At 35.4% G+C, this 23,122-nt stretch carries 25 protein-coding genes, 1 other RNA gene and 1 other annotated feature; of the genes, 4 read left to right on the top strand and 22 right to left on the bottom strand.

Annotated elements, in window-relative coordinates:
- Positions 1-65 precede the first annotated feature (65 nt).
- The 3 genes from ffs to PY770_RS02440 form a co-directional block, all read right to left on the bottom strand.
- An RNA gene (ffs, locus tag PY770_RS02450) (signal recognition particle sRNA small type) lies at positions 66-164 on the bottom strand.
- A gap of 35 nt (positions 165-199) precedes the next feature.
- The gene (gene tadA / locus PY770_RS02445; protein ID WP_014081778.1) at positions 200-667 is read right to left on the bottom strand and encodes a tRNA adenosine(34) deaminase TadA; all 468 of its coding nucleotides are present in this window, start codon (positions 665-667) and stop codon (positions 200-202) included.
- A gap of 4 nt (positions 668-671) precedes the next feature.
- Entirely contained in the window at positions 672-1,277 is a 606-nt protein-coding gene (locus tag PY770_RS02440; RefSeq protein WP_014081777.1) for a class I SAM-dependent methyltransferase, read from the bottom strand.
- 150 nt (positions 1,278-1,427) lie between these two features.
- Here PY770_RS02440 and nrdH point away from each other — a divergent pair, with 150 nt between their 5' ends.
- From nrdH to nrdF, 3 genes are read left to right on the top strand one after another with little or no spacing between them, the layout of a single operon-like run.
- Complete coding sequence (nrdH, locus tag PY770_RS02435) at positions 1,428-1,667, top strand: glutaredoxin-like protein NrdH (protein ID WP_275046052.1); 240 nt, start codon at positions 1,428-1,430, stop codon at positions 1,665-1,667.
- 41 nt (positions 1,668-1,708) lie between these two features.
- The gene (nrdE, locus tag PY770_RS02430; RefSeq protein ID WP_139562329.1) at positions 1,709-3,877 is read left to right on the top strand and encodes a class 1b ribonucleoside-diphosphate reductase subunit alpha; all 2,169 of its coding nucleotides are present in this window, start codon (positions 1,709-1,711) and stop codon (positions 3,875-3,877) included.
- Between the two features lie 13 nt (positions 3,878-3,890).
- The gene (gene nrdF, locus PY770_RS02425) at positions 3,891-4,907 is read left to right on the top strand and encodes a class 1b ribonucleoside-diphosphate reductase subunit beta (protein WP_180337704.1); all 1,017 of its coding nucleotides are present in this window, start codon (positions 3,891-3,893) and stop codon (positions 4,905-4,907) included.
- 44 nt (positions 4,908-4,951) lie between these two features.
- On the opposite strand, the gene PY770_RS02420 is transcribed toward nrdF, so the two are convergent.
- The 19 genes from PY770_RS02420 to PY770_RS02330 form a co-directional block, all read right to left on the bottom strand.
- The gene (locus PY770_RS02420; protein ID WP_103429183.1) at positions 4,952-5,878 is read right to left on the bottom strand and encodes an L-lactate dehydrogenase; all 927 of its coding nucleotides are present in this window, start codon (positions 5,876-5,878) and stop codon (positions 4,952-4,954) included.
- Positions 5,879-5,942: 64 nt separating this feature from the next.
- Entirely contained in the window at positions 5,943-6,854 is a 912-nt protein-coding gene (gene mmuM / locus PY770_RS02415) for a homocysteine S-methyltransferase (RefSeq protein WP_041818062.1), read from the bottom strand.
- Between the two features lie 10 nt (positions 6,855-6,864).
- The gene (locus tag PY770_RS02410) at positions 6,865-8,241 is read right to left on the bottom strand and encodes an amino acid permease (protein ID WP_163600940.1); all 1,377 of its coding nucleotides are present in this window, start codon (positions 8,239-8,241) and stop codon (positions 6,865-6,867) included.
- Positions 8,242-8,622: 381 nt separating this feature from the next.
- A complete protein-coding gene (gene mprF / locus PY770_RS02405) occupies positions 8,623-11,175 on the bottom strand; it encodes a bifunctional lysylphosphatidylglycerol flippase/synthetase MprF (RefSeq protein ID WP_163600939.1) in 2,553 nt (850 codons plus the stop codon).
- Positions 11,176-11,263: 88 nt separating this feature from the next.
- Positions 11,264-11,626 carry a 50S ribosomal protein L7/L12 gene (gene rplL / locus PY770_RS02400; RefSeq protein ID WP_014081768.1) on the bottom strand — a complete coding sequence of 121 codons (363 nt, stop codon included), beginning with the start codon at positions 11,624-11,626 and terminating at the stop codon, positions 11,264-11,266.
- 35 nt (positions 11,627-11,661) lie between these two features.
- Positions 11,662-12,171: a 50S ribosomal protein L10 gene (gene rplJ / locus PY770_RS02395; protein ID WP_014081767.1), complete on the bottom strand. Its 510-nt coding sequence runs from the start codon at positions 12,169-12,171 to the stop codon at positions 11,662-11,664.
- 26 nt (positions 12,172-12,197) lie between these two features.
- Positions 12,198-12,317, bottom strand: a sequence feature (ribosomal protein L10 leader region).
- Positions 12,318-12,376: 59 nt separating this feature from the next.
- Positions 12,377-13,069 carry a 50S ribosomal protein L1 gene (rplA, locus tag PY770_RS02390; protein ID WP_163600938.1) on the bottom strand — a complete coding sequence of 231 codons (693 nt, stop codon included), beginning with the start codon at positions 13,067-13,069 and terminating at the stop codon, positions 12,377-12,379.
- Positions 13,070-13,164: 95 nt separating this feature from the next.
- Positions 13,165-13,590, bottom strand: coding sequence for a 50S ribosomal protein L11 (gene rplK, locus PY770_RS02385; protein WP_041817634.1), 426 nt, complete (start codon positions 13,588-13,590; stop codon positions 13,165-13,167).
- A 126-nt stretch (positions 13,591-13,716) separates the two neighbouring features.
- Positions 13,717-14,271: a transcription termination/antitermination protein NusG gene (nusG, locus tag PY770_RS02380; RefSeq protein WP_056958119.1), complete on the bottom strand. Its 555-nt coding sequence runs from the start codon at positions 14,269-14,271 to the stop codon at positions 13,717-13,719.
- 107 nt (positions 14,272-14,378) lie between these two features.
- Positions 14,379-14,555: a preprotein translocase subunit SecE gene (gene secE / locus PY770_RS02375; protein ID WP_163600937.1), complete on the bottom strand. Its 177-nt coding sequence runs from the start codon at positions 14,553-14,555 to the stop codon at positions 14,379-14,381.
- A gap of 13 nt (positions 14,556-14,568) precedes the next feature.
- On the bottom strand, positions 14,569-14,718 hold the full coding sequence (rpmG, locus tag PY770_RS02370) for a 50S ribosomal protein L33 (protein WP_014081762.1): 150 nt from the start codon (positions 14,716-14,718) through the stop codon (positions 14,569-14,571).
- Positions 14,719-14,730: 12 nt separating this feature from the next.
- Positions 14,731-15,345 (bottom strand): hypothetical protein, encoded by a 615-nt coding sequence (locus PY770_RS02365; RefSeq protein ID WP_014081761.1) that lies wholly within the window; start codon positions 15,343-15,345, stop codon positions 14,731-14,733.
- Positions 15,346-15,508: 163 nt separating this feature from the next.
- Complete coding sequence (locus PY770_RS02360) at positions 15,509-16,048, bottom strand: YacP-like NYN domain-containing protein (RefSeq protein WP_041817633.1); 540 nt, start codon at positions 16,046-16,048, stop codon at positions 15,509-15,511.
- 2 nt (positions 16,049-16,050) lie between these two features.
- Positions 16,051-16,803: a 23S rRNA (guanosine(2251)-2'-O)-methyltransferase RlmB gene (gene rlmB, locus PY770_RS02355; RefSeq protein WP_163600936.1), complete on the bottom strand. Its 753-nt coding sequence runs from the start codon at positions 16,801-16,803 to the stop codon at positions 16,051-16,053.
- Positions 16,793-17,218 carry a Mini-ribonuclease 3 gene (locus PY770_RS02350; protein WP_056958124.1) on the bottom strand — a complete coding sequence of 142 codons (426 nt, stop codon included), beginning with the start codon at positions 17,216-17,218 and terminating at the stop codon, positions 16,793-16,795. Before PY770_RS02350 ends, rlmB begins: the two co-directional genes overlap by 11 nt.
- Positions 17,218-18,636, bottom strand: coding sequence for a cysteine--tRNA ligase (gene cysS, locus PY770_RS02345; RefSeq protein WP_163600935.1), 1,419 nt, complete (start codon positions 18,634-18,636; stop codon positions 17,218-17,220). Before cysS ends, PY770_RS02350 begins: the two co-directional genes overlap by 1 nt.
- Positions 18,637-18,742: 106 nt before the next feature.
- Positions 18,743-20,233 (bottom strand): glutamate--tRNA ligase, encoded by a 1,491-nt coding sequence (gene gltX / locus PY770_RS02340; RefSeq protein ID WP_056958128.1) that lies wholly within the window; start codon positions 20,231-20,233, stop codon positions 18,743-18,745.
- Positions 20,234-20,306: 73 nt separating this feature from the next.
- Positions 20,307-21,689 carry a DNA repair protein RadA gene (radA, locus tag PY770_RS02335; RefSeq protein ID WP_014081755.1) on the bottom strand — a complete coding sequence of 461 codons (1,383 nt, stop codon included), beginning with the start codon at positions 21,687-21,689 and terminating at the stop codon, positions 20,307-20,309.
- A 12-nt stretch (positions 21,690-21,701) separates the two neighbouring features.
- Complete coding sequence (locus tag PY770_RS02330) at positions 21,702-22,238, bottom strand: dCTP deaminase/dUTPase family protein (protein WP_103429176.1); 537 nt, start codon at positions 22,236-22,238, stop codon at positions 21,702-21,704.
- Positions 22,239-22,385: 147 nt separating this feature from the next.
- Here PY770_RS02330 and rpiA point away from each other — a divergent pair, with 147 nt between their 5' ends.
- Positions 22,386-23,072: a ribose-5-phosphate isomerase RpiA gene (gene rpiA, locus PY770_RS02325; protein ID WP_139554935.1), complete on the top strand. Its 687-nt coding sequence runs from the start codon at positions 22,386-22,388 to the stop codon at positions 23,070-23,072.
- Positions 23,073-23,122: the final 50 nt, after the last annotated feature.

Below are 23,122 nucleotides of genomic sequence, written 5' to 3'. Positions count from 1 at the left end.
GATTACGATTTAAATACCAAATTAATTCACATGAAAAAAACTTCCAGTCGAATGACTGAAAGTTTATAAGCATAAAAAAAGAAGCACAAGACAGAGAAAACTTAGTGCTGCTTCCTTCCGGACCTGACACGGTTCGTAATTCCATCTTTGCTTCATGCCTTGCGGCAAATACTATATTATCTTATTCTCTGTTTTTTGTCTAGTGATTACGTCGTTTTCGCTTACTTTTAAAAAATTTCTTCATTATATGAGCAGAATTATCTGCTTTTACTCCAGCAATTACTTCTACTTGATGGTTTTGTCGTGAATCAGTAAGGACATTATAAAGACTACCAACTGCCCCACCTTTTTGGTTCATAGCGCCGTAAACAACTCGATCAATCCGAGCATTTAAAATAGCACCTGCACACATTACGCAAGGTTCAATCGTTACGTAAAGCGTGCAATCAGTTAACCGCCAACTCTTTAATTCAGTACAAGCTGCTTCAATTGCAATGATTTCAGCGTGTTGCGTAGCCATTTCACTATGTTCACGTAGATTATGCGCAGTCGCAATCACTTTTCCATCTTTAACGATGGCAGCCCCAATTGGTACTTCTCCGATTTGAGCCGCAAAGTTAGCCTCACGCAAAGCAACTTCCATAAACTTTTGATCAATTTCTGTCATCTATTTAATCCACTTTTCTACTTAACAAAATGTAATAACCTTTGTCACGAGTTACAATTTCAACATTACCAAAAATCTTTTTCATTAATTTTTTGGCAGACGGTGCTCCTTGTTTTTTTTGTAATACAACCGTTAACGTTCCATCTTTTTCTAAATGATCGTATGATCCAGTAATCATTGCATCTACGACTTCTTTTCCTGCTCGAACTGGTGGATTAGTAATGATGGCAGCAAATTTACCTTCTACGTTTTCATAAACGTTCGAAGCAAAAATCGAAACATTTTCAATTTGATTCTGTTCTGCATTTCGTTTTGCTAAAGATAAAGCTAAATTATTTACGTCAACCATGGTAAAATTACGGTCTGGGTTATTTTTTGCTAAAAACAAACCAATTGGTCCATAACCACAACCTAAATCTAAAACATTACCAGCTGGAATGTTTTTTAAATCAACTGCGTTAATCAAAACTCGTGATCCATAGTCAATGGTGCTTTTAGAAAACACACCGTTATCTGAAACAAAACTAAGCGTGTAATTCAATAAGGTATATTCCCAATGTTTTTCATCATGTTGAACATCTGGATTTTCTGTGTAATAAAAGTTGTTCATGATAGCACGTCCTCAAAAATATTTTTTAGTTTCACACACTATATATAGTGTGTTTCTCAAGTGTACACTCCATATATGGTGTGTTTTCATTTGAAAGATTAAGTATTCGTAGTAAAATCTATTATATCGTATAAACAGGAGATGAAGATTATGAATTCAATTACAGTATTTACTAAAAACAATTGTATCCAATGTGAAATGACTAAGCGTTTCCTTGAGGAACACAACATCGATTTCGTAGAAAAAAACACTTCTGAAAACCCAGAATTTGTTACCTACTTAAAAGAGTTAGGTTTCCAAGTAGTTCCAGTTGTTGAAGTCGAAGGTGCCGAATCATTTACTGGTTTTAGACCTGATTGCCTAAACAAACTAGTAGCAGAATTCGCTTAACATTATATTACCTATTATACACAACAAGGAGCACTAGGAATATGTCGCTAAAAGACCAAACTGATGTTAGTTATTATAGATTAAATAACGAGATCAACATCCCATCAAAAGATGGAAAAATTAGACTAGAAAAAGATAAAGAAGCCCTAGATGCTTTTATTAAAGAAAACGTGATTCCTAATACCGTAAAGTTTGATTCTTTAAAGGATCGTTTGGATTACTTAACTAAAAATAACTACATTGAAGCTAGCTTTTTAGAAAAGTATCCTTTTTCATTTATTGAAAAACTTTACCAATACTTAGAGGATCAACATTTTACCTTTAAATCATTTATGGCTGCCTATAAATTTTATGCACAATATGCCTTAAAAACAAATGATGGTAATCAATATCTTGAAAGATACATTGATCGGACTGCAATGAACGCCCTCTTTTTAGCTGACGGTGATCAAGAATTAGCAATGCGTTTAGCTGATGAATTAATTCACCAACGTTTCCAACCAGCTACGCCAACTTTCTTAAACGCTGGAAAAAAACGGCGTGGAGAATTAATTTCATGTTTCTTAATCCAAACTACTGATGATATGAATAGTATCGGAAGAACCATTAATTCGGCCTTACAACTCTCTAAAATTGGTGGAGGTGTAGGAATTAACCTTTCTAACCTTCGTGCTGCTGGAGATCCAATTAAGCACATTCAAGGCGCTGCTAGTGGAGTAATGCCAGTCATGAAACTGTTAGAAGACAGTTTTACCTACTCAAATCAATTAGGCCAACGTCAAGGTGCTGGTGTTGTTTATCTTAGTGTCTTTCATCCTGATATTATTGACTTTCTTTCAGTTAAAAAAGAAAATGCTGATGAAAAAATTCGAGTTAATACCTTATCTTTAGGACTAACCGTTCCTGATAAGTTTTATGAACTTGCTAAAAATGATCAAGATATGTATCTCTTTAGCCCTTATGATGTGGAAAAAGAATATGGAGTTCCATTCTCTTACGTTGACATCACTAAAGAATATGACAATTTAGTTGCTAACGAAAACATCCGCAAGAAAAAAATGAAGGCTCGTGATTTAGAAACCGAAATCGGTAAATTACAACAAGAATCCGGTTATCCTTACATCATGAACATTGATACTGCTAACCGGGAAAACCCAGTTGCCGGTAAAATTGTCATGAGTAACTTGTGTTCTGAAATTATGCAAGTGCAAACCCCATCAATCATTAATGACTTGCAACAGTATGACCAATTAGGGACTGATATTTCATGTAACCTAGGTTCAACAAACGTCGTTAATTTGATGAAATCAGATGATTTTGGTGAATCTGTTGACACAATGGTGCGTGCCTTAACCTACGTGACCGATGAAAGTAAAATTGATGTTGTTCCTTCAATTAGAAGAGGAAATGATTTAAGCCATTCGATTGGACTTGGTGCCATGGGTCTTCACTCATTTCTCGCTTTAAATCATATGTATTACGGTTCGCCTGAATCAATCGAATTTACTGGTGTTTACTTTATGCTCTTGAACTACTGGACTCTAGTTGCATCTAACAAGATTGCTAAAGAACGCGGTAAGTCATTCCATAACTTTGAAAACAGTAAATATGCAGATGGTACTTATTTTGATAAGTACACCGCCAAAGATTGGGGTCCCCAATCAGAAAAAGTTAAGGACCTCTTCAAGGGTACCTTTGTGCCTTCTGAAAAAGACTGGGAAGAGCTTAAGAAGTCAGTTATGACTTATGGTTTATATCATCAAAACCGGATGGCAGTTGCTCCTAATGGTTCAACAGCCTACATTGGTGACGCTACCGCAAGTATTGCCCCAATCGTTAGTCGAATTGAAGAACGACAAGATGCTAAAATTGGAACAATTTTTTATCCCGCTCCTTACCTTTCAAACGATACCCTTCCATATTATGAATCAGCTTATGATATTGATATGCGTAAAGAAATCGATATCTTTGCTGAAGCCCAAAAACACGTTGATCAAAGTTTAAGTATGACCCTCTTCATGCGTTCTACCATTCCTGAAGGGATGTACGAATGGAAAAATGGTCGTGATCCAAAGATGTCAACACGTGATTTAACAATCTTAAGAAATTATGCTTACCATAAAGGCATTAAATCAATTTACTACGTTAGAACTTTCACTGATAACAACGACACAGTTGGTGCTAACGAATGTCAAAGCTGTGTCATTTAGGAGGATTATATCAATGAATATGAACGAAATTTTAACGGGTAAGTTAAAGGGTAATTACAAAGCCATTAACTGGAATCGAGTTGATGACGATGTTGATAAAGCAACCTGGCACAAACTTACAGAACAATTTTGGTTAGATACCCGAGTACCAGTTTCTAACGATTTAAAAGATTGGCGTGAACTTGATGACGATCACAAATGGCTCGTTGGACATGTCTTTGGTGGATTAACTTTATTAGATACCCTTCAATCTCAAGATGGAATGGCATCATTAAGAGCAGATGCACATACTCAACATGAAGTTGCGGTATTAAATAATATTCAATTCATGGAATCAGTCCATGCTAAAAGCTATTCTACAATCTTTTCAACTTTAAACACTCCTAAAGAAATCAATGAAATTTTTGACTGGAGTGATTCTGAAGAATTTTTACAAAACAAAACCAAAAGAATTTATAACCTTTATCATAATGATGAACACCCATTAAAAAAGAAAATTTCAAGTGTATTTCTAGAAACCTTTCTCTTTTACTCTGGATTCTTCACCCCACTTTGGTATCTAGGTCATAATAAATTGACCAATGTGGCTGAAATCATCAAGTTAATTATTCGGGATGAATCAGTTCATGGTACCTATGTTGGTTACAAATTTCAGATTCAATTTAATCAATTAAGTCCTAACGAACAAGCTGAACTTAAAGATTGGATGTATAACTTCCTTTATGACTTATACGAAAACGAAGTTAATTACACCCATCTTTTATATGATAAAACTGGTTTAACAGATAAAGTGCTTACTTTCATCCGTTACAATGCCAATAAAGCTTTAATGAACTTGGGTCAAGACCCAATGTTTCCAGATACTGCTGAAGATGTTAACCCCGTTGTGATGAACGGAATTTCAACTTCAACAGTTAATCATGACTTCTTCTCAGAAGTTGGAAATGGTTATCGTCTTGGTAATGTTGAAGCAATGTCAGATGATGATTATCTATTTGGTTCTTGGGAAGATAAACACAAAAATAAATAAATTTTAAATAGTAAAAGAGCCACTTCAATGAAGTGGCTCTTTTACTATTTTTCACTATATTTCTTAAAATTAGTTTTAATAAAATCAGCTGAATTTTGTAATTTTTCTTTTTCCTCATCCGTTAAATTAAGTGATACATCATCTAAGACACCATCACGTCCAACTACCACAGGATATGACAAATAAGAATCATAGTCTTCTCGATAATTAGAGACTGGTAAAACAGTATGTGCGTCAGAAAGAACCACCTTAGCTAATCGAACTGCTGCAGTAGCAACTCCATAACTTGTGTACCCTTTTCCTTTAAAAATGGTATAACCTCCATGACGGGCTTCGTTATCTAAAGCATCTAAATCTAAGTGACGTTCTTTTGCTAATTCGGTTAATGGCTTATCTAAAGCACGAACCGTTGACCAAGCAGTAAATTGAGAATTACCATGTTCACCTAGGTTATATCCTATTACCGAACGGGAATCAAGATTTAGTTTTTCGGCGACAGCACGTTTCATTCGCGCTGAATCCAAGAGCGTTCCAGTCCCAATCACATGCTTTTTAGGCAAGCCAGTAATCTGCTGATAAAGTGAAGTAATCACATCAACTGGATTAGTAATGGCAATGATGATTCCATTAAAGCCTGAATCACGGATCTTAGCTGCCACGGATTTAACTTGTTCACTATTGTAAGCAAGTTCAGAAAAACGATCTTCTTTGGCACCATCATTCAAGCGGATATTTCCTAAAGCAGAAATAATTACATCAGCATCTTTTAAAGCGGCATAATCATTAACTGTGATATTAGTGTGAAATGGTAAATTGGGCATTGCTTCTCGAAAGTCAATTGCATCTGCATTTACTTTAGCCTCATTTTTATCAATTAAAACTAAATCGTCGGCAAAGCCATTTGTCACAATATAATGTGCTACTGTTGAACCAACGTGTCCATCTCCGATAATTCCAATTTTTCTTGTCATATTATAAATATCCTCCTATTATTATCATTGCTAATCATTTTAACAGTTTATTTTTAAAATACCATTAATTTTTAATGATTTCAGTTATTTGTTCGATATCTTGGGGTATAGTACGGCAGCAACCACCGATAATGTTCGCTCCTTCTGCAAGCCATCGCGGTACTTCCTGTTCAAAAGTATCAGTATGAGGGACTGAAGTCCAAGTTTTAGTTTGCGGATCATAAATATCACCCGGATTAGGATAAACTACAATTGGTAAATCAGTGAGATGATGCATCAAACTTACAATGGGAGTAATATTTTCAATTTTGGTGCAATTTACTCCAATTCCACTAATGCCTGATTGCTTCCCTAACCAAATAATTACATCACGTAAAGGAGTCCCATCACTTAAAGTATTTTCATCTTTCACACTTAAACTAATCCAATACGGAATTTTATTCGGTAAATCATTAATTATTTTTACCACAGATTTAATTTCTGCAAAATTAGGCATTGTATCAACGGAAATTAAATCAGACCCAGCATTAATTAGAGTTTTAATTTTTTCTTGATGAAACTTTTGGTATTCAGCAAATGATAAATCATATGTACCTGTATATTCTGCCCCATTAGCTAAATAAGCTCCGTAAGGACCAACACATCCAGCAACTAAACCAGCTGGATTAAAATCATCACGCGCTTGTTTAGCTAGCTCTACACCCTTTTTAATTAGGTCAAGTGCTTGATCGTGATTAATTCCAACTTTAGCAAAAGCCGCAATATTAGCTTGATAAGTATCAGTAATCGCAATGTCTGCACCTGCTTTAAAATAGTCCGCATGAACTTGATAAATTGATTTTTGATTATTAATCAAGGCATTTGCTGACCACAACAAATCATTGGTTTTTACACCTAATTTTTCTAATTCAGTTCCCATTGCCCCATCTAAGACAAGTTTCTCTTGTAATCGTTTTTCAACTGAAGTTTTAGTCATTTTTGATTTCTCACTTTTTATCATATCTAATTTTAATTTCATAAAAAACATAACAAATTACAACAAATGGAACGGTGTAATAAAGCGCTACCCTTTGATTAGAATCAAACCAAATCAATATACATGATAAGAAACATAAAATAAATGCTGCTAATGGTGTCCATGGATAAAATGGGGTTCGATAAACTAAGTCACGAACGTCTTTTCCACTTGCAACATAATGCTTTCTAAATTGTAATTCTGACAAGGCAATTGCCATCCAAACAAAAACCACTGCTAAACCAGAGATAGAAACTAGAACTAAATAAACTGATCCAGCCGCATATACCGTTGAAAATAGTGCAAAAACTCCTCCAATCATACTGGCAATTAAAGCATAAATAGGAATTTCTTTTCGATTAGTTTGCTTAAAAATTTTAGGAATAATTCCTTCATTTGCTAATGACCATAACATTCTTGTTGAGGCATATAATCCAGAATTAGCAGCCAAAATAATGGCAGTTAAAACCACAAAATTCATAATATCGGCGGCAAACGGAATTCCCATCTCAGAAAAGATTAAGACAAAGGGACTTTGAGTAACTCCAGTTTGTTTATACGAAATCAAGGAGCTCATCACGATCATACTCCCAATAAAAAAGATAATTAAACGCCATAAAGTCGTTTTAATTGCTTTTGGAATTGTGGTAGCTGGATTTTTAGTTTCTCCTGCAGTAATTCCAATTAACTCAGTTCCTGAAAAGGCAAAGTTAACGGTTAACATGGTTGTGAATACTCCACCAAAACCATTTGGAAACAAACCATGTTCATAAAAATTTTTGAATCCAATCAGTTGATGGTTTCCATGAAAACTAAAGATTCCAAAAATGGCACCTGCCCCTAATAAAATAAACGTAACAATGGCAGCAACTTTGATACTTGAAAACCAAAATTCGGTCTCAGCAAACCATTTTACTGAAAAAGCATTAATCGCAAAAATTAAAATCATGAATAACAAGCTCCATATCCAAGTGCCAATATTGGTAAACCAATGTTGCATAATCAATCCGGCAGCCGTAAATTCAGGACCTAATGCAATTGTCCAAGTTAGCCAATATAAGATAGCGACGACAAAACCAGCACTCTTTCCTAAATATTTTTGTGCATAAACATGAAATGATCCAGTTTCTGGCATTGCTACTGAAAGTTCTCCTAAACAAAGCATTACTAAGTAAACAATTACTGCCCCAATTAAATAAGCCAAAATTGTTCCAACTGGACCTGCTTCATGAATTGTATAACCAGAGCTTAAAAATAAACCCGTTCCAATTACTCCTCCAAGTGAAATCATTAGTACTTGTCGTGAGGTCATTGCCCGTGATAAATGATTTTTATGTTCTTCTGCCATGCTATTCTCCTTTAAGATGTATCAAAAACAATAAAAAAACACCCATCCTAATCAAAGGACGAGTGCGCTCGTGTTACCACCTTAGTTCATATATTTTTTTCAAAATATATCTCTATAAGTTACACCGTTTAAAATGGTATAACTTTGTAATGGTATCGGTAACAAACCCGCTATTAGCTAACTATTCACTAATAAAGTATTTTAAAGCCCATTTTCCAAATTGCTATTTCATTCTTTCACACCAACCAAGAATTTTCTGAGAAATTTTCATTTGTACTTAACTTTTACATCAATTATTTAATTATTATTGTTATTTTAAATAAGTGAAAACGAATTGTTAAACGAATAAAACAAAAATAATTCGGAATAATCCGAATTATTTTATTTTTTCAACAGTGGACGTTCGTTAACAATTTGAAGAAGCTGTAACATTGTGAACACAAGTGAATTATTTTTACGATAAACGAAATATTTTGATTCCCATTTATCGACATATTTTTGTTTGTAAGACCGAAGTCCTTGGAAACTATAGAAAGCATCCCCATATTCATAAATTAAATGAGCAATTTTTTCGTTAATAAAACTAAAACGAGAATTACCCACATTTGCTAACGGAGCCATTCCTAAGTTAAACCAACGATAACCTTCTTCTTTAGAATAATTAAACAAATTAATGAAAATTCCATCCATAATTCCCGAAGGTGCTTCTTCACTTGATCTCATTAAATCAATTGAAGTCATGACATGATCCCCAGTTGGCATAATGTTAGCGAATGCAACAATTTTGTCATTTTCATCACAAATTACAGCGATTGGAGCTTGGTTAAGGTAATAAGGATCAAAGAATCCTAATGAGAATCCCTTTTCATCACGGCCCTCTAACCATTCATCTGAAATTTTCTTCAAATCATTCATAGTTTCAGCAGAAAATGGTGGATTAATAATTTTAAATTTAAAACCATCTCGCTCAAACTTATGCATTAATGCACGTTCACCACGATGTTTTTTACCGACTAAAGTAAATGTCTCCAAGTCAACGTGTCCTTCTTCACCAGCTTTGATGAAATCAAAACCTTTATCATGAAGTAACATCGTTAATGATTCACCAACTTCATAAAATACCAAAGTTAGATCAACATTATCTGCATCAATCATAAATTTATCAATGGCTTTATCTAATTTAGCTTGATTACCAAACGGTTCACCCATCACAATTAGCTTATTAGCTTTTTGTTTGTACATAAACACAATCTGGTCTTCGCCATCTTCAGTATAGAAATACACCTTTTTATCGCGAAGAAAAACTAAGTGACTAACTTCATTTCCACCAAATTGATCAATTACTTTTTTTACCCGTTCTTGATCAAATGGTTGGTTCATCCAAGGAGTATCGGAGTAAGAAAGAAAACGAATCAAACCATAAAGGATACAAATGGCAATGATAAATCCAATTAATCCAATTACCCAGCCTTGTTGTGAAGGAAGTAAATATTCATTCGACATTTTAATGCCACCATGATCATGTCCCAGCACAAAACCAACTAAACAATAAACTGCAAAAGAGACCACAAAGATTCCCGCATCTGTAATAGCTGCTCCCCAAGAGTATGTTAAGCGATCACGGTACATTCCCTTACGAGAAAAAATTAAACAAATTAAAATAAATGCTAAGAAAATCGCTAATCGAATTGGAAAGTCTTCTTTCCAAAGTGTATTTCCAATTGCAAAAAGCAAAAGAAATACAGTTGGCCAAAACGCTTTTTTAACTCGCGAACCTACTCCTCTAGCTAACCCAATTAGCAAGCATCCAATGATTACATTGGAAAGTTGGCTTAAGAAATATAAGGCAAATGGTGCCAACGAATTATAAAGCGGATTTAACAAGACCATGTTAGGAACAGTAGCCAATAAAATCATCATAATCCCAGAAAAATACATAAAAATCGTAATAATTAACTGGGATGACCTTTGAATAATACTAGCAGGAATTTCATCTAAAAACTTGTTAAAACGGCCGGCTAATTCAATTCCAAACAAAAATGCTCCGATTCCAAATGGAATAAAGTAATAAAAAATTCGATAGAGTAATAGCCAAACGGTTGCAAGGGTTGGAGAGATTCCTAATTCACTAAGTCCAAGAATCATCATGGTATCAAAAGTTCCAAGTCCACCTGGAAGCATTGAAATAACTCCAAAAACATTGGCAGCAAAAAACATTGGAATCACATTCCAGATGTCAATATGAAGATTCATAAAATCCCCAATCACTAAGAACAAAGCTACACACGAACCCCATTCTAAACATGATCCAAGAATTAATTTAAGTTCTCTTCGAATCGTTAAATCAGCAAAAAATTCAGAATTGCTAAATCTAGTAAATAAGAAAACAATTGGGAAATATGCTCCCCCACCCAATAACCAAATCCAATCTCCGGCAAAGCGATTTCCAATCCCAAAACCGAAAATCAGCACTAATGAAATTAAACAATAAGTTGACAATCCCGCAAGTAAAAATAGGGCCACTTTAGAAATTGCATAAACAATTTGTTTCTTACTAGCGTCTTTACTATAAAAGTTAGCTCGCAAGCTGGCTCCTAAAAAACCACCAAATCCAGCGATATTAGTAAAGGTGTTAGTTATCCAACCACTTTTTATTACATACAAAGGTTTAAACTTAGCAGGTAAAAATTCTGTAAAAGTAAAATCATAGATTAGCATGGGAGTAACAGCAAGTAAACCCAAAATTGTTAAAATTAATAAGTGCTGTGGTGACTGTGAAGACAAGCTTTGTTTCATTTGTTGTCCATTAATTTCTTTTAAAATACTATGGGCTTCAAATACAACGAAAGCTGCTACCACTATTAAAAAAATAATTTTAATTACGTTTAGATACTTATTAAAGAAATCAATAAATTTTTTAAAGAATGCTTTCAAATGGTTCCTCCAAAAAATCTTTAAATAACGATAGGTAGTAAAAAAGGATGTGTGAAATCACACATCCCTTTTATATAAAGACTAGTTACTATTTAAGAGTAACAGTTGCGCCTTGGGCTTCAAGTTTTTCCTTGATGTCGTTAGCTTCGTCTTCTGAAAGACCTTCTTTAACCATTGATGGTGCGTTATCAACAATTCCTTTACATTCTTTAAGACCAAGACCAGTGATACCTTTAAGTTCCTTGATAACTTTGATCTTACCAGCACCAGCAGAAGTTAATTCTACATCGAAAGTGCTCTTAGCAGCAGCGGCACCAGCAGCACCAGCAGCAGCAACTGGAGCAGAAGCTGAAACGTCAAATTCGTCTTCGATTGCTTTAACCAAATCGTTTAAATCAGTGATTGAAGCATCTTTTAATTGAGCAATAATGTTATCTTTTTCAAAAGCCATGTTAAATTCCTCCTAATAGGACATTTATATTTTTATTATTCAGCGTCTTCTTCAGACTTGCTGTCTGCAACAGCCTTAACGGCATATGCAACGTTACGAACAGGTGCTTGTAAGATATTTGCAAGAGTAGCAAGTAATTCTTCATGACTTGGTAATGTAGCAAATTCATTAATCTTTTCAATACCTGCAACTTCACCTTCGATAATTCCACCCTTGATTACAAGAGCATCATTTTCATCAGCAAATTTTTTCAAAATCTTAGCAGGTGCAACGGCATCTTCGTGAGAAAATGCAACGGCACTTGGTCCATTAAAGACTGATTTTAAATCATCATGACCACTTTGATCAGCAGCACGTTCTAAAATCTTGTTTTTAATAACCATAAGTTTAACACCACTATCACGTAATTCCTTACGTAATTCAGTGTCTTGAGCAACAGTCAAACCACGAGAATCAACTACAATTGCTGAAACAGCTTCTTCAAAGTCTTTAGCAATTTCGTCAACCTTTTTGGCTTTGGCATCAATAACTTCTTTTTTTGGCATAAATTTTCACCTCCCAATGAAATTTGGAACCTATAAAAAAATCCCTATGTTCGCCAAAACATAGAGAAAAGTCGTTAAACTCCTCGGCAGGCATTAATTAAGGCTTTAAAAGCCACCTGAGTCTTAGGCGAATCATATTATACTAATAATTTACCATAGGAAAATTAATTAGTCAATACAGGGATTTAATTTTTAGGTCAGTACTTTAAAATGATTCAGGTGAAACTTTAACACCAGGACCAAAAGTTGATGAAACAGAAATGTTTTGAATGTAAGTACCGTGAACAGAAGCAGGACGGTTTTTAACCAAAATGCTTTCAACAGTCTTAAAGTTTTCAACTAACTTATCTGTATCAAATGATTTTTTACCAATTGCAACAGCAATGTTACCATCACGATCAGTACGGTAAGTAACCTTACCAGCTTTGGCTTCAGAAACGGCCTTTGTAACATCCATAGTTACAGTACCAGTCTTAGGGTTAGGCATTAAACCTTTAGGTCCAAGCACACGTCCTAAACGACCAACTTGAGCCATCATATCAGGAGTTGAAACGGCAACATCAAAGTCCATCCAACCGTCCATGATCTTTTGTGCTAAGTCTTCTTCACCAACAACGTCTGCACCGGCTGTTTCAGCTTCTTTAGCTTTATCACCCTTGGCAAATACAATAACTTTTTGATCTTTACCAGTACCATTAGGTAAAACTACGGCACCACGTAATTGTTGATCAGCTTGTTTTGTATCAACGTTTAATTTAATAACAACTTCGATTGAATCATCAAAGTTGGCAACATCTAATTTTTGAACAAGTGCAACTGCTTCATCGACTGGGTATGCAATACTCTTATCGATTTGTTCAGCAGCATCTCTATACTTCTTACCTCTTTTACGAGCCATGTGATTTCCTCCTTGCAATGTGGTCCAACGGAATCAAGTTCCTCCCACTTCAAGTATTACCTTTTGATAATACAGCGACTACTACGGGTTTAGAATTAACCTTCGACAGTGAATCCCATACTACGTGCAGTACCTTCAATCATACGCATAGCTGCTTCAACATCAGCTGCGTTTAGATCTTGCATTTTAGTTTCAGCGATTTCCTTCACTTGAGCTTTGGTTACGCTAGCAACCTTCTTAGTGTTAGGTTCACCAGAACCAGATTCAACACCAGCAGCTTTCTTTAAAAGAATAGCGGCAGGTGGAGTCTTAGTAATGAAACTAAATGAGTGATCTTCAAATACGGTAATTACAACCGGAATAAGCATTCCTGCTTGATCAGCAGTACGTGCATTAAAATCCTTTGTAAATTCCATAATGTTCACACCAGCTTGACCCAATGCAGGTCCAACTGGAGGAGCAGGTGTTGCTTTACCCGCTGCAATTTGTAACTTTACAATATCTACTACTTTTTTAGCCACGAGACAAACCTCCTTAAGTCCGTGTGTGGTAAATGAAGATGAAATTTCTTCTCCCACGTTGATTATGCACAAAGTACACTGGAAAATTATAGCATAAGCAATCTCAGATTACAACAATTACTATGATTAATTATTTTCCAATGGCTTTACTTGCTTGAAATCTAGTTCGGTACTAGTTTCTCTACCAAACATATCAATATTAACTTTTAACTTACCTTTTTCATTATCGATACTAGTTATTTTACCTGAAAGACCATTGAATGCTCCTTCAATAATTGTAACAGTATCACCAACTTTACTATCCAAAGGTTGAATGTTTTGCTTCATTCCAAGTTGAGCCATCACATGTTCAACCTCTTCTGGAAGTAACGGATTTGGCTTTGAACCTTGTCCATGTGATCCGATAAAACCAGTTACACCTGGTGTATTACGAACAACATACCAAGCACGATCAGTCATTACCATTTGAACAAGCACGTAACCTGGAAAAGTCTTATCCATTACCACTTTTTCTTTACCATTCTTAACTTCATGCTTTTCAGTTTCTGGAACAACAACATCAAAGATGTAGTCTTGCATCCCCATTGAATCTCTTCTTGATTCAAGGTTTTCTTTAACTTTATTTTCGTATCCAGAATAAGTATGAAGCACATACCATTGTTTTTCAGCTGATTCTACCACTGCAATAATCTCCTTTACTAAATCGACCAAAATAAAAAACCTCGCGCAAACGAAGTTCGTAATTCAACTATAACAGAAAATTAAATAGTTATCTAGTTTAACAAGTTCTAAAGCTTAATAAGTAATGTTTGGACTGCCCAATCAATAATTCCAAGGAAGGCAGTGAAGAAAATCGTAGTCCCAATAACTGTAACAGTATCGGTTCTAGTTTGTTTAGCGTTAGGCCAAACCACTAACTTCATTTCAGCTACAACACTCTTAAAAAATTTCCAAAGTCTTACCATTAATCAAATCTCCTTAATGCGTTTCTCGATGAATTGTATTTTTACCACAATGTTTACAGTATTTTTTTAATTCTAATCGCGTTTCACGGTTAGGCTTTGCAGTAATGGTGTAATTACGTGAACCACAAATTGTACATGCTAATGCAACCTTTTTCTGTGACATAATTACACCTCCTTAATTAACCTTAACTTTATCATCTAATTTCAGTTGCGTCAAACGGGTATGATCATCATATTTTCTACGACAACGCATTAAAGCATTTTTTACTTTTAAAACTGTAACTTGTTCACGTTGTGCAATTTGCTCTGGGCTAAAGTGACGTAAAGAATCAGTTAAGACACATTTTTCAAATTTAGAACAGGTCCAACTAACTTGTTCAATTTGCTCATAGAATTCATAAATTTCATAAGGATTAAAAGCTGTCGTATCTGAAATCGTATCAGCATAATATTCCGCAAATCGATTTAAAGATGTTTGTGCATTAGTTGGAACTCGTTTTTGTGCCTTCCGTTTTCTAATCAAATCAAATAAGCGATTTTTCAAGCTAGCTTTGTAAAATGAACCAAAAGTCACTTTCTTACTAATATCGTACTTATTGACAATCTTAATTAAGACCATCGCTGATTCTTGACTCCAATCAGCCAAATCCATATCTGAGACATAAAATTCATGCCACAACTTTAAATAAACTGGTGAAAATTGTTGAAATAGTTGATAAAACCGATCACCATCAGTTTTGGCGTCAATAATTAATTGTGGATCACAGTTGCAAACATTGCTTGAATTCATATATGGAAATCTCCTTGTAAGTGCTTGATTAATAAATTACAAAGAATAACAGCCTCTCACAAGCGAACAATTGTTCCAAATAGAAGACAGCTATCATACCAATTTTAGCTTATTTATTTTCTAATAAAATTGTAAATTTTTTCAAATAAAAAAGGACGAGTATTTACTCATCCTTTGATAATTTATCCCTTAATTGCGTCAACTTATCTAGCTGACCTTCATTAAAAGTTACCCGATTACCAGTTAAATTACTATTATAATTTTTTGCTTCGTTACGAATTTCTTTCTTGGTTCTTCGCACCGAAACTAACAATTCTTGTGCTGGTACTCGTAAAGCGCCTGCCGAAAAAATCGTCCATTGCTCTGCATGATCACTTGTTGCGACTTCAACTTGCATGAACAATGACTGCTCGCGTGCTGCCAATGCTTCAATATAGGTATCAGCAGTTTCATTTTTATTCGTCCAGACCACTTTAATGTTGTTAACTTGCTTTGATTTTGCTAATCCAGGAACATACATAGCGTCAAAAACGACGATAATTTCTTTACCACTATATTTTTGATATTCCACTAATTCACTGATTAACTCATCACGTGCTTCTGGCAACTTATTATCTAGCTTTAAGCGATTTAAATGTTCCCAATTTCCAATCACATTATAAGCATCAACAATTAGTAATTCAGTTTTAGCTAATTTTGCCATGATTATAATGGGTGTCGAGAATTAAAGCCTTGATACATCAATAAACCAGCAGCTACTGATGCATTCAAGCTTTGAATATTTCCAATCATGGGGATAGTTAACATTTCATCCACTTGTTTCTTTAATAATGGGGAAATTCCCTTTCCTTCACTGCCAATAATTAAAGCAGATGCCCCTTCGGCATTCCAACGACGATAATCAGTTCCTTGCATATCGGTTCCAAAAACCCAGACCCCACGATCTTTCAAATCGTTAACAGTATTTACCAAATTAGTAACTTTGGCAACGGGTACTCGTTCAATTGCTCCAGCTGATGTTTTAGCAACTGTTGAAGTTAAGCCAACTGAACGATGCTTAGGAATAATTACACCATGAACTCCTGCTGCATCCGCTGTTCTTAAAATTGATCCCAAGTTATGTGGGTCAGCAATATTATCAAGAATTACAAAAAATGGAGCTTCGTTCTTTTTTGCGGCATTCTCAAATAAATCATCAATCGTGGCATATTTAAAAGCTGCAATGGCTAGCATTACTCCTTGATGATTTTGGTGGTCAGACATTAAGTCTAATTTTGACTTAGGAACATTGGAAATCACCAAATGACGTCCTTTAGCTAATTTAAGAATGGTTTGAACAGTTTCATCATCCTTGCTAATCCCATTTTGGAGAAAAACTTTGTTAATGTCTTGTTCTTGATTTCTTAAAGCCGCAACGGCCGGATGACGGCCAATGATAAAATCTTCATTATTTTTCATAAACTACTCTCCCAGATTCAACTTGATTTATGCACCATTGTGCAAGTTCAGTTAATCTTTCTTCTTGTCCACTCAAAGATAAAAAACCAAATAAGGCTTCAAATCCGGTAGAAACACGGTAAGTTACAACGCTGGTATTTTTGGCATGGGTATAACTCTTAGCGTTACGTCCCCTTTTAAAGAAGTATTGTTCTTCTTCACTTAATAAATTATCTTCTTCCATCAAAGAAATTAATCCCGCCTGCGCTTTTGCAGATACATATTTAGTTGCCTTACGCTGTAAATGATTAGGCCGGGTAACTCCTTCATCGATTAAATGACGTCTAATGTACACTTCATAAACTGCATCACCAAGGTAAGCTAAAGCTACTCCATTTAATTGTTTAAATTCTATATTTTTATCAGATTCACTCATTAACGCTTATTTTCCCTTCTAAACCGAGTTCCTTGTGGTGTATCCTCAAGGACAATTCCTTGTTCTTTCAATTCATCCCGAATCTCATCACTTCTTTGAAAATTGTGATCAGCTCGAGCTTGATTACGTTCTGCAATTAATTTTTCAACATCCGCATCATTAAAAGCTGTCGCACTAAGTTCAATTCCAAAGATTGATGACAATTGTTTCAAGCGTTGCATAATTAACTCAATCGTTTCTTTGAAAACAAATGGCCGTTCTGCATAAACGTTCCCTAATTTAGCAATCTCATAAACTTTTGCAATTCCATTTTGGACATTAAAATCATCATCCATGGCATCTTGAAAATCAGCTTGAAGTTGGCGAATTTCTTGGTCAACTTTTGGATCACCGTCTTCTTCTGCATCTTTTAAGCGATATTCCAAATTAGTATAAGCAGTTTGTAATTTCTTTAAGTTTGCTGTGGCCTCGTCTAAGCCAGCTTGACTAAAGCGAATAGGCCGACGATATTGAGTAGTTGACATCATAAACCGTAAGACTTGTGGGTCAATTTTCTTAATTAAATCATGAACAGTCACAAAATTACCTAACGATTTACTCATTTTTTCGTCGTCATCACCAACTGTCACAAAACCGTTATGCAACCAGTAATTAACAAACCGTTTGCCAGTCTTAGCTTCACTTTGAGCGCGTTCGTTTTCGTGATGAGGAAATTCAAGATCAATTCCACCACCATGAATATCAAAAGTATCCCCTAAGTATTTTGTTGACATTACGGAACATTCTATGTGCCAACCTGGACGACCTTTTCCCCAAGGGGAATCCCATGAAATTTCATCTGGCTTAGCTTTTTTCCACAAAGCAAAATCAATTGGATCTTCTTTTTTAGCTAGTTCATCGGCTGAAACATGTTGGCTAGCTCCACTTTCTAAAGTATCAAGATTTTCGTGTCCAAGTTCACCATAAGTTTTAAATTTACGTGCCCGATAGTAAACATCTCCATCAACACTGTAGGCATAGCCTTGGTCAATCAAGGCTTGCACAAATTTAATAATGTCTGGAATGTTTTCCGTTGCCCGAGGATTTAATGTAGCTGGTTCAACGTTTAAAGCTTTAGTATCTTCAAAATAAGCTTTAATAAATTTATCAGCAACCTCCGGAACCGTAATTCCGTCTTCTTTGGCTGCTTTAATCATCTTGTCGTCAACATCAGTAAAATTAGAAACATAATTTACATCATAACCAAGATATTCCAAGTATCTTCTAATGGTATCAAAAGCTACGATACTACGTGCGTTACCAATATGGATGTAGTTATAAACGGTAGGACCACAGACATACATATTCACTTTACCTGCCTGAAGTGGTTCGAAAACTTCCATTTCATTATTTAATGAATTATAAACTTTTAATCCCATAACTACCTCCTACGTTTTTCACTTAATGATATCATATCGACACTAATTTTTCCCAAAACAAAAGGCCTAGTATGCAACTAGACCAATCATTTTAAAAATATTTTAATTATTTGCTAATTTGATCAAGTGTTTGTTGTAAATGCTTCAAAGTCTTTTCGCGACCAATCAATTCAATTGATTCAGGTAGTTCAGGGCCTTCCATTTCATGAGTTACAGCAATTCGAATTGGCATCCATAATTGACGACCCTTAATCTTAGTTTCTTTTTGAATTGACTTAATGGTTTTCAAAATTTCAACTTTATCAAAAATTGGTAGTTCTTTGATTTTTTCGGCAAAGGCTTTTAAAACAACAGGAGCTGTTTCGTTTTCAATTTCTTCGAGTGCATCCCCTTTAATCAACTCAGGATCTTCAAAGAAAACATTAGCCATTTCATTAATTTGAGCCATGTAACTCATTTGTGGACGGTAAACATCAATCAATTTACGAGCCCATTCAATGGTTAAAGCATCTGGATTTTCTGGTAACTTGCCACCTTTAATTAATTGACGTAATGCCAAATCAACAATGGTGTCTTCGTCAGAATTCTTAACGTATTGGTTATTAATCCATTCTAGCTTCTTACTATCAAAAGTAGCTGGTGATTTACTCAAACGTGATTCATCATACATTTTAATGAATTGACGTTGGTTAAAGATTTCATCTTCACCCACTGGTGACCAACCCAATAACACAATGAAGTTAAACAAAGCGTCTGGTAAGTAACCTAATTCATGATATTGTTCGATAAATTGAAGCACTGTTTCATCACGTTTACTTAATTTCTTACCGGTATCGGCACTAATAATTAAGCTCATGTGACCAAACTTAGGTGCTTGCCAACCAAAAGCTTCATAAATCATTAATTGCTTAGGGGTATTGGCAACGTGATCATCACCACGGAAAACATGACTAATTTGCATGTTATGGTCATCCGCAACTACGGCAAAGTTATAAGTAGGCATTCCGTCACGTTTAACAATGACGAAATCTCCACCAATACTATCTGAATTAAAGGAAACATGACCTTTAACGAGGTCGTCCCATTCGTAAGTATGATCCTTAGGAACTCGGAAACGAATAACTGGTTTTAAACCTTTAGCTTCAGCATCTGCAATCGCAGCTTTGCGTTCGTCTTCAGTCATGCCGGCAAATTCGTATTCATAGTGAGGCATTACCCCACGAGCCTTTTGTTCTTCACGTTCGGCTTCAAGTTCTTCTTCAGTTTTGTATGAATAGTAAGCTTTATCTTCGTCTAAAAGTTTTTGAATCAAAGGATCATAGGTAGCGCGACGTTCTGATTGACGATAAGGACCAAAATCTCCCCCAACATCAGGACCTTCATCCCAGTCAAGTCCTAACCATTTAAGGTTGTCCAATTGACTCTTTTCACCATCAGCGACATTACGTTTTGTATCTGTATCTTCAATTCGAATGATGAATTTACCCTTGTAATGACGGGCAAAAAGATAGTTAAAAATTGCAGTTCTTGCGTTCCCAATATGCAAATGTCCAGTTGGACTTGGTGCATAACGAACACGAATTTTATTATTTGCCAATTAAATCTCTCTTTTCTTTATCTAGTCTAATTTAATTTTACAATTATTTGGCTTAAAAATAAAGCTGTGACCACTATTTCTTTAAAGCAACTTTCAAAGCTTCGCGGATGGTAGTAACTCCAACCACATCAATATCAAAATCCATTTTTAATCCATCTAAATTATGTTTGGGCACAATCACACGGGAAAAACCTAATTTAGTAGCTTCACGAATTCGTTGCTCAATTCGATCAACCCGACGAATTTCACCAGTCAAACCTAATTCACCAATATAACATTCTTTTGGATCAGTACTAATGTCTTCATAACTAGAAGCAATACTGATTGCCATTGCTAAATCAATTGCAGGTTCAACTAGCTTAACGCCTCCAGCAGCTTTTAAATATGCATCCTGGTTTTGTAACATCAAGCCTGCTCGTTTTTCCAAAACGGCCATAATCAAAGAAACCCGATTTCGGTCAACTCCTGTCGCAGTTCGTTGGGCATTCCCAAAGACTGAGGGCGTGATTAAAGCTTGGATTTCAACTAAAATGGGACGAGTCCCTTCCATCGCAACTACAATCGCGGAACCGGTAGCGTTATGCAACCGTTCTTCTAAAAAGATTTCAGATGGATTAGCAACTTCTTTTAGTCCTGTATCAACCATTTCAAAAATTCCTAATTCATTAGTTGAACCAAATCGATTTTTAACGGCTCGCAACAAACGATAAGCATGATGCTTGTCACCTTCAAAATACAAAACGGTATCAACCATATGCTCTAAAGTCTTTGGTCCAGCAATCGCTCCACCTTTAGTCACATGTCCCACGACAAAAATGGTAATATTGTTAGTCTTCGCAATGTTCATTAAATCAGCCGTCACGCCACGGACTTGTGAAACAGAACCAACTGCTGATGCCACGTCGCCTTCTTGCATCGTTTGCACTGAATCAATAATGACAACATCTGGTTTGACATTTGCAATTGCTTCCCGAATAGCCGTCATATCAGTTTCTGGGAAAACATATAAATTATCAAGATGCTTAACACCAAGTCGATCCGAACGCATCTTAACTTGATCCGCACTTTCTTCTCCAGTAACGTACAAAACTCGTTTACCATAATGACTTAATTGTCCAGAAACTTGTAATAACAACGTTGACTTTCCAATTCCTGGGTCACCACCAATTAAAACTAAAGACCCTGGAACTACTCCACCACCCAATACACGATTTAATTCGTTCGATTCGATTTTATAACGGGGTGCATCGTGAGCGTCAACATCATCAATTAAAGTTGGTCTTGATTTCTTCCCTTCAAATGAAACTCTGGTTACATTGGCTGTTTTCGTATCGTTTTTGGTAACCGTTTCTTCTTCAAACGTATTCCACTCACCACAGTTAGGACAACGTCCCAAATAAGTGGGTGAAACATAACCACAATTAGAACAAACAAATCGTGTCGATGCCTTTGCCATTCAAGTCCCTCCTTATTTTCCTGATGAACCAAATCCACCCGTTCTGGTTGCTTTTGGTCCCTCATCATCATCTGCCAGTAAAAATGGCATAAAAATTCCTTGTCCGATTCGTTCACCTTTTTTAATGTGACAATCCGTAATTCCAAAATTCATCATTTGGACAAATATTTCGCCTTCATTATTATCATTATCGTAATAATCTGCGTCAATCACACCAATTCCATTGGGAATAATCATCCCGCGTTTTAAAGGATTACTAGAACGATTAGCAATAATTAAAACTTCATTTTCTTGCATGTAAGCCTTAATCCCTGTGGGAATTAGATAGGGTTTTAATACTTTACGAGCCATTTCAGCATCAGTTTCTGATAAGTTTTTTCCCATTAAAATTACTTTGAGCGCCTTTAAAAGGCCTAATTTCCAAATTGATGGCAAAGTCATATCTACTGAACTAGCAAAATCATAACCCGCTGCATTTTTGGTAGCTCGTTTCGGTAATTCTAATCCTAACCCTTGATCTTTTGATACAATTTTGAATCCTCTTTTCATTTGTAAAACTCCTAACCTTTAAATAATTGGATACTACCATTCTAACAGTGTTTACGGCCTATTTACATAACTTGACAAAACAATAAAATCAATGGAAAATAGCCTTTAGAATTAAACAAAACGAATGTTCAATTGAGGGGATAATTCATGGATAGTGAAGCCGTAAAAAAACAAAAAGCCGAAGTTGGTCGTGAAGCGGTCGACTTCATCAAAGATGGAATGATTGTTGGAATCGGGAGCGGTTCCACAATGTGGTACCTCGTCGAAGCACTAGGAAAACGTGTGCAAGCTGGTTTAAATATCATAGGTGTACCCACCTCTAAATATACCAGAGAACACGCAGAAAGATTAGGCATTATGATGAAAAACGTTGACGAAGTTGATCACATCGATTTAACAATCGACGGTGCTGACCAAATTGACGAAAATTATCAAGGAATTAAAGGTGGCGGTGCTTCTCACCTAATGGAAAAAATTGTGGCCGTTAATTCTCGGAAAAACATGTGGATTGTTGATGAAACCAAAATGGTAAAAACTTTAAGCTATCCAGTTCCACTTGAAGTTATTCCTTATGGAAGCAAACAATTAGAAAAACGGCTTGCTAAAATGGGACTTAATCCACGACTTCGCTTAGACGAAAACCAACAACCAGTTTTAACAGACTCAAAAAATTATATCATCGATTTGTTCTTAGATCATATCGATGACCCCAAAGAATTAGCGTCAACACTAGATTCCATTACTGGAATTGTTGAACACGGATTCTTTTTGGACATTGCTAATACGATTATTGTTCAACATCCAGACGGTCCACAAATCATTAATGCACGCTAAATTATAAAATTAAGATATAATAAAGCCAATCAATTATTTGGGAGGCTTTT

This window comes from Fructilactobacillus sanfranciscensis (assembly GCF_029023685.1).
GTDB classification, from domain to species: domain Bacteria; phylum Bacillota; class Bacilli; order Lactobacillales; family Lactobacillaceae; genus Fructilactobacillus; species Fructilactobacillus sanfranciscensis.
Note: the sequence above shows the minus strand (reverse complement) of the source record. Positions and strands in the feature narration are given on the sequence as shown.

Bases quoted from the DNA above. Each gene is read 5' to 3' on its own strand.
- tadA (WP_014081778.1), bottom strand. From the start codon at position 667: ATGACAGAAATTGATCAAAAGTTTATGGAAGTTGCTTTGCGTGAGGCT.
- rpmG (WP_014081762.1), bottom strand. From the start codon at position 14,718: ATGTCACAGAAAAAGGTTGCATTAGCATGTACAATTTGTGGTTCACGT.
- PY770_RS02420 (WP_103429183.1), bottom strand. From the start codon at position 5,878: ATGACAAGAAAAATTGGAATTATCGGAGATGGACACGTTGGTTCAACA.
- nrdE (WP_139562329.1), top strand. From the start codon at position 1,709: ATGTCGCTAAAAGACCAAACTGATGTTAGTTATTATAGATTAAATAAC.
- rplL (WP_014081768.1), bottom strand. From the start codon at position 11,626: ATGGCTTTTGAAAAAGATAACATTATTGCTCAATTAAAAGATGCTTCA.
- cysS (WP_163600935.1), bottom strand. From the start codon at position 18,636: ATGGGATTAAAAGTTTATAATTCATTAAATAATGAAATGGAAGTTTTC.
- PY770_RS02350 (WP_056958124.1), bottom strand. From the start codon at position 17,218: ATGAGTGAATCTGATAAAAATATAGAATTTAAACAATTAAATGGAGTA.
- nrdH (WP_275046052.1), top strand. From the start codon at position 1,428: ATGAATTCAATTACAGTATTTACTAAAAACAATTGTATCCAATGTGAA.
- rplA (WP_163600938.1), bottom strand. From the start codon at position 13,069: ATGGCTCGTAAAAGAGGTAAGAAGTATAGAGATGCTGCTGAACAAATC.
- PY770_RS02365 (WP_014081761.1), bottom strand. From the start codon at position 15,345: ATGAATTCAAGCAATGTTTGCAACTGTGATCCACAATTAATTATTGAC.
- rlmB (WP_163600936.1), bottom strand. From the start codon at position 16,803: ATGAAAAATAATGAAGATTTTATCATTGGCCGTCATCCGGCCGTTGCG.
- rpiA (WP_139554935.1), top strand. From the start codon at position 22,386: ATGGATAGTGAAGCCGTAAAAAAACAAAAAGCCGAAGTTGGTCGTGAA.
- secE (WP_163600937.1), bottom strand. From the start codon at position 14,555: ATGGTAAGACTTTGGAAATTTTTTAAGAGTGTTGTAGCTGAAATGAAG.
- radA (WP_014081755.1), bottom strand. From the start codon at position 21,689: ATGGCAAAGGCATCGACACGATTTGTTTGTTCTAATTGTGGTTATGTT.
- PY770_RS02360 (WP_041817633.1), bottom strand. From the start codon at position 16,048: ATGGCAAAATTAGCTAAAACTGAATTACTAATTGTTGATGCTTATAAT.
- PY770_RS02330 (WP_103429176.1), bottom strand. From the start codon at position 22,238: ATGAAAAGAGGATTCAAAATTGTATCAAAAGATCAAGGGTTAGGATTA.
- mmuM (WP_041818062.1), bottom strand. From the start codon at position 6,854: ATGACTAAAACTTCAGTTGAAAAACGATTACAAGAGAAACTTGTCTTA.
- nrdF (WP_180337704.1), top strand. From the start codon at position 3,891: ATGAATATGAACGAAATTTTAACGGGTAAGTTAAAGGGTAATTACAAA.
- rplJ (WP_014081767.1), bottom strand. From the start codon at position 12,171: ATGCCAAAAAAAGAAGTTATTGATGCCAAAGCCAAAAAGGTTGACGAA.
- PY770_RS02440 (WP_014081777.1), bottom strand. From the start codon at position 1,277: ATGAACAACTTTTATTACACAGAAAATCCAGATGTTCAACATGATGAA.
- PY770_RS02410 (WP_163600940.1), bottom strand. From the start codon at position 8,241: ATGGCAGAAGAACATAAAAATCATTTATCACGGGCAATGACCTCACGA.